Origin of the sequence: Kitasatospora sp. MBT66, assembly GCF_000710405.2 — a bacterium.
GTDB lineage: Bacteria > Actinomycetota > Actinomycetes > Streptomycetales > Streptomycetaceae > Kitasatospora > Kitasatospora purpeofusca.
Genome location: NZ_JAIY01000005.1, coordinates 9,381 through 15,317 on the forward strand (window position 1 = coordinate 9,381; position 5,937 = coordinate 15,317).

4 protein-coding genes and 1 pseudogene are annotated in these 5,937 nt (G+C 74.5%); 3 read left to right on the forward strand and 2 right to left on the reverse strand.

Features of this window, described 5'->3' with window-relative positions:
* On the reverse strand, positions 1-1,233 hold a 1,233-nt coding region (locus BI06_RS50570), incomplete at its 3' end, for a DUF4139 domain-containing protein (RefSeq protein WP_158516416.1).
* A gap of 386 nt (positions 1,234-1,619) precedes the next feature.
* On the opposite strand from BI06_RS50570, the gene BI06_RS11130 reads away from it, so the two are divergent.
* The 3 genes from BI06_RS11130 to der all read left to right on the forward strand — a co-directional run bounded on the left by BI06_RS11130 (position 1,620) and on the right by der (position 5,351).
* Positions 1,620-2,705: a prephenate dehydrogenase gene (locus tag BI06_RS11130; RefSeq protein ID WP_030396106.1), complete on the forward strand. Its 1,086-nt coding sequence runs from the start codon at positions 1,620-1,622 to the stop codon at positions 2,703-2,705.
* A 257-nt stretch (positions 2,706-2,962) separates the two neighbouring features.
* A complete protein-coding gene (cmk, locus tag BI06_RS11135) occupies positions 2,963-3,682 on the forward strand; it encodes a (d)CMP kinase (protein ID WP_030396107.1) in 720 nt (239 codons plus the stop codon).
* A 211-nt stretch (positions 3,683-3,893) separates the two neighbouring features.
* Positions 3,894-5,351, forward strand: a complete 1,458-nt coding sequence (gene der / locus BI06_RS11140) for a ribosome biogenesis GTPase Der (RefSeq protein ID WP_030396108.1) — start codon at positions 3,894-3,896, stop codon at positions 5,349-5,351.
* A 182-nt stretch (positions 5,352-5,533) separates the two neighbouring features.
* Here der and BI06_RS50575 read toward each other — a convergent pair.
* A pseudogene (locus BI06_RS50575) lies at positions 5,534-5,937 on the reverse strand (hypothetical protein); the annotation flags it as partial.

Below are 5,937 nucleotides of genomic sequence, written 5' to 3' on the forward strand. Positions count from 1 at the left end.
GGGGGCCGGGGGCGGGAAGGAGCCGGGGGCGGGGAACGAGGCCGCCACGGGGGCCGGGGGCGGGGGCGGCACGGCGACGGTGGGGCCGGCCGGGGCCGACACCGCGAGCGGCGCCCCGGGGGAGAGCAGCGGACGGTCCGGGACCGGGCGCGGGCCGACCGCGTCGTACGCCGAGAACAGGTCGGACAGTCCGGCCGGGGGCTCGCGCCAGCCGGAGGGCGGCGGGGCCGGCTGGCTGCGGCCGATCCGCAGCGAGCGCAGCTTGGGCAGGTCGGTGCGGCGTTCCAGGTCGGCGGTGGAGAGCGCGAGGCAGACGCCGGTCCAGTCCTCGTCGGTCTGCTGGGCGACGGAGGCGCGCAGGAGCAGGCGGCCGCTGTCGTCGCCCTGGCGGTAGGACAGCCGGTAGGAGGGCACCCAGCGGGCGGCCTGGACGGTGTACTCCAGCTCGATGTCCAGCTCGGGGGTGATGGTGTCGGTGGTGTCGGTGGCGTCGGTGGGGGCGCTGGTGGTGAGGGTGAGCAGGGCGGTGGTGGCGGTCGTGATCGCCTCCTGCGGGTCGGCGGTGGTCGCCCGGGCGATCCGGTCGGCGAGCAACTCGGTCTCGTGCTCGGCGAGTTCGATGTCCCGGGTGAGCAGCTCGGCGCGCCCGTGGAGCCGTTCGAGGCGTTCGTCGACGAAGTCGGCCAGTTCGAGCCAGGCGTCGGCCGGCGTACGGCGCAGCGGCTCGTCGCGGCGCCGGGCCGGCGGGACGGCGCGCAGCGCGGTGGTCTCGGCGACGGCGGCGAGCACCAGCCGGAGGCGTTCCCGCAGCGTGCTCTCGTGCTCCCTGGCCGCGTCCAGCCGCAGGCGCAGTTCGGGCAGCTCGGAGGGGTCGCGGAGTTCGGCGACCGCCTCCAGCCGGGCCCCGGTGACGGCGGTGCCGGCCGGGCCGGAGAGGACCCGGGCGCGCAGCGAGCGTTCGTCGAGTCTTCCGGGCAGGCCGGTCAGCCGGACCCGGCCGTCCGGGGGCAGGGCCACCCGGGCCCGACGGCGGCAGACCGCGCCGGAGGCGTGGACGACGACGGAGTCCAGGACCGAGGGGACGGTCGGGACGGTGCTTCCTCCTGCGGTTCCTCCGCCGGTTCCCCCGCCGGTTCCTCCTGCGGTGTTCCCGATGTCCGAACCGATGTCGGAACCGGTGGTGGTGCTGTGGTCCTGCGGTTGATGCTGGTCGCTGCTGTGCTGATCGTTCACCCGGCCAACCCCTTCGTCGCGTACCTTCGGCGCCGAGCGCGCGCCGAGCCTTCTCCCGGGCGGCCCATCCTGCCGTGTGCCCGTTCCCGCGTCCCCGGTTTTACGTCGTGCGTGGCGTGCGGTCGGCCGCGCTCGAGCGGTGGCGTCCGGCCCGTGTCGTTCGGCCGGCTGTGTGGGGGCGGTGCCGGGGGCGGGTGGTGCGGGTCCGTGTGAGTGGGGACGGCCGCGGGGCCCGGTGCGGTTGCGGGTGGCGGCCGCGTGGGCGGTGGCGATGGGGGAGGATAAGGCGGACCCGGTCCGCAGTCCGTTCCGCGCCGCTCCGTGCCGGTCCTTGATGCCCCGTGCTGTTCCGTTCCGTTCCGTTCTGTGAGGAGAGCCACCCCGCCATGCGCACAGCTGTCGTCGTCGGTACCGGACTCATCGGCACCTCCGCCGCGCTCGCCCTCACCGGACGGGGTCTGACCGTCCATCTGGAGGACGCCGACCCGGACGCCGCCCGCACCGCCGCCTCGCTGGGCGCCGGCACCACCGAGCCGGCCGACGGTCCGGTGGACCTGGCGATCATCGCCGTCCCGCCCGCGCTGGTCGGCAAGGTGCTCGCCGACTGCCAGCGCCGCGGCCTGGCGGAGTACTACACCGACGTCGCCAGCGTGAAGGACGGTCCGCGGGCCGAGATCGCCGCGCTCGGCTGCGACACCGTCCACTACCTCGGCAGCCACCCGATGGCCGGGCGGGAGCGGTCCGGCCCGCTGGCCGCCCGGGCCGACCTGTTCGAGGGACGGCCGTGGGTGCTCACCCCGACCCCCGACACCGACACCGGGACGCTGAACGCCGTCCTCGAACTGGTCGCGCTCTGCGGGGCCATGCCGATCGTCATGGACGCCGCGGCCCACGACCGCGCGGTCGCCCTGGTCTCGCACGCCCCCCAGCTGCTCTCCTCGCTGGTCGCCGCCCGGCTGGAGCACGCCGACGAGACGGCCATAAGGCTCTCCGGCCAGGGCGTCCGGGACGTCACCCGGATCGCCGCCTCCAACCCCGCGATGTGGGTGGACATCCTGTCCGCCAACGCGGGCGCGGTGGCGGACGTGCTGGCGGAGTTCGCCACCGACCTCGAGGAGACCGTCACCGCGCTGCGTGCCCTGCAGGCCGCCGAGGAGGCCGAGCGGCGGGGCGGCACGGCGGGCATCGAGGCGGTCATGCGGCGCGGCAACACCGGCCAGGCCCGGATCCCGGGCAAGCACGGCGCACCGCCCACCCGGTACGAGACCGTCGCCGTCGTGCTCGGTGACCAGCCCGGTGAGCTGGGCCGGCTGTTCGGCGAGGTCGGCGCGGCCGGCGTCAACATCGAGGACGTCGTGATCGAGCACTCGACCGGCCAGCAGGTGGGCTTCGTCCAGCTCGCGGTGGCGCCGGGGGCGGTCCGGGCGCTGACGGCGGCGCTGCGGGCGAGCGGGTGGAGCGTCCGGGACTGAGTTCCTTGCGCTTGGTCCTTGGCTCTGGTCTTTCTTCTCTTGTCCTTGTTCTCGGTCCCTGCCGGGCCGGTTGCCGGGCCCGGCAGGGGTGGGTGCGGCGGGGGCCGGACGGGGTGGGGCGGGAGGCTCGGCACCGGCGGGGCCGGGTCGGGCGCCGGTCCATTAACCTTGAGGGAGACAATCCCCCGGCTGCCCCGTAGATCCGGGTCGCCATGCTCAGGGATCAGAGATCCGAGCTCCAGAGAGAGGTTCGCGCCGTGGACACTGCCGACCGAGCGCACGCCCCGGTCGTCGTCGCCATCGACGGACCCTCCGGCTCCGGCAAGTCGACCGTCTCCCGGGCGGTCGCCGCCCGGCTGGGCCTGAGCTTCCTGGACACCGGTGCCATGTACCGGGCGATGACCTGGTGGATGCTGGCCAACGACATCGACGTGGCCGACCCGGAGGCGGTGGCGGTCGCCTGCGGCAAGCCGGTGATCGTGTCCGGCACGGACGCGGACGGCCCGACCATCACGGTCGACGGCCGCGACGTCTCCGGCCCGATCCGCGGCCCCGAGGTGACCGCGCAGGTCAGCGCCGTCTCCGCGGTGCCGGCGGTGCGGGCCCGGCTGGTCGAGCTGCAGCGCGGCTGCGCCGGCGTCGCCGAGCGCGGCATCGTTGCCGAGGGCCGGGACATGGGGAGCGTGGTCTTCCCGACCGCCACCGTCAAGGTCTTCCTGACCGCGTCGGAGGCGGCCCGGGCCGAGCGTCGGGCGACCGAGCTGCGGGCCAAGGGCCTGGACGAGGCGACCATCACCGCGATGGCCGCCGACCTGGCCCGCCGGGACGCGGCCGACTCCTCCCGGGCGACCGCGCCGCTGACCCAGGCCGCGGACGCCGTGCTGGTGGACACCAGCGAGCTCACCCTGGAGCAGGTGATCGACCGGATCACCACGCTGGTCGAGCAGCGGGCCGGAGCCGCGCTGTCGACGGTCTGAGACCGGCCGGACCGCTCGGTCCGGCTCCTCCGACTCGTCGACTTCTCGACTCTTCGGCTTCTCGAATGATCGACCGGAACTTCCGGCAAGAACTTTCTGACAACAACGGGGTGCCACGGTGGCACCCGAACCCATTCGCGCTGCCCCGGCGGGGCAGGTACGCACGGTGCGTCCCTGGGAAGGGCCGTACCGGGAAACGGACAGTACGAACATGACCGCAGAGCACACCTCCACCGGCCCCGGCGAGCTGGACGCCGCCGACTACGCCGAGTTCATGGCGCTCGCCGCCGAGGAGGGCTTCGACCTCGACGACGTCGACGGCTTCGGCGACGGCGCCCACGCCCCGCTTCCGGTGCTGGCCATCGTCGGCCGCCCGAACGTCGGCAAGTCGACCCTGGTCAACCGCATCATCGGCCGTCGCGAGGCCGTCGTCGAGGACAAGCCCGGCGTCACCCGCGACCGCGTCAGCTACGAGGCCGCCTGGAACGGCCGCCGCTTCAAGGTCGTCGACACCGGCGGCTGGGAGATCGACGTCCTCGGCATCGACGCCATGGTCGCCGCCCAGGCCGAGCTGGGTATCGAGCAGGCCGACGCGGTGCTGTTCGTGGTCGACGCCACCGTCGGTGCCACCGACACCGACGAGGCCCTGATCAAGATCATCCGCCGGGCCGGCAAGCCGACCGTGCTCTGCGCCAACAAGGTCGACGGCCAGTCCACCGAGGCCGAGGCCGCCTACCTCTGGTCGCTCGGCCTGGGCGAGCCCTACCCGGTCTCCGCCCTGCACGGCCGCGGCTCCGGCGACCTGCTGGACGCCGTGATGGCCGCCCTGCCCGAGGCCCCGCCGCAGACCTTCGGCGACGCCGCCCCCGGCGGCCCGCGCCGGGTCGCGCTGATCGGCCGCCCGAACGTCGGCAAGTCCAGCCTGCTGAACCGGGTCGCCGGTGAGGACCGCGTCGTCGTCAACGAGATGGCCGGCACCACCCGTGACCCGGTCGACGAGATGATCGAGCTCGGCGGCAAGACCTGGAAGTTCGTCGACACCGCCGGCATCCGCCGCCGGGTCCACATGACCGCCGGCGCCGACTTCTACGCCTCGCTGCGCACCTCCGCCGCGCTGGAGAAGGCCGAGGTCGCCGTCGTCCTGATCGACTGCAGCGAGACCCTCGCCGAGCAGGACACCCGGATCATCACGATGGCCGTCGAGGCCGGTCGTGCCGTCGTCATCGCCTACAACAAGTGGGACCAGCTCGACGAGGAGCGCCGCTACTACCTGGAGCGCGAGATCGAGCGCGACCTCGTCCAGGTGCAGTGGGCGCCGCGGGTCAACGTCTCGGCGAAGACCGGCCGGCACATGGAGAAGCTCGTCCCGGCGATCGAGACCGCGCTGCAGGGCTGGGAGACCCGGATCCCGACCGCCCGGCTGAACGCCTTCCTCGGTGAGCTGGTAGCGGCCCACCCGCACCCGATCCGCGGTGGCAAGCAGCCGCGCGTCCTGTTCGGCACCCAGGCGGGCACCCGGCCGCCGCGGTTCGTGCTGTTCGCCTCGGGCTTCCTGGAGGCGGGCTACCGGCGCTTCATCGAGCGCCGGCTGCGCGAGGAGTTCGGCTTCGTCGGGACGCCGATCTCGATCTCGGTGCGGGTGCGGGAGAAGCGCAACCGGAAGAAGTGACGGCTGACGCTCGGGTGGAGCCGCTGAGGCGGTGATCCGGGCGGGAGCTGTGGGGAAGGGCCCTGTCGGCCGGTCTTCGGACCGGGTGGCGGGGTCCTTCGTCGTGTCCGGCCGGGTTTGGGTGCGGGGAGCGGAGTGCGGAGTGCGGGGTGCGGGGTGCGGGCTGCGGTGGGGGCGCGGGTTCAGTGGTGGTCGCCGCTGCGGCCCGGGGGGAGGGAGAGCAGGCTGCGGTGGCGGCCGCCGCTGGTCGTGCCGGGGCCGCCACCGGGGCCGTAGGAGGTGCCCACGGTCGGCACGGGGGCCGGGACCGGGACCGTCACCGGGGCGGGCGCGGGCAGGTGCGTGGCCATCGGGTGCGGGACGGCGCCGAGGTAGCCCGCCGCCACCCAGCCCTGGCCGGTGCCGAACTGGGCCTGGGCCGGGCCCTGGGGGTGGGCCGGGGCAGCGACGGGGTGGAAGCCGGTCGCGTACGGGCTCGGCGCGTGGCCGGGGTGGCCTCCGTGGGTGTGGCCCTGGTCGTGCGCGTGGATCTGGGCCGGGAGGGCGGGGAGGTTGCTGTGGCCGTGCTGGCTCTGCTGGCCGTGCT

Excerpts from the sequence above, each read along its gene's own strand:
- BI06_RS11130 (WP_030396106.1), top strand. The coding sequence starts at position 1,620 with ATGCGCACAGCTGTCGTCGTCGGTACCGGACTCATCGGCACCTCCGCC.
- der (WP_030396108.1), top strand. The coding sequence starts at position 3,894 with ATGACCGCAGAGCACACCTCCACCGGCCCCGGCGAGCTGGACGCCGCC.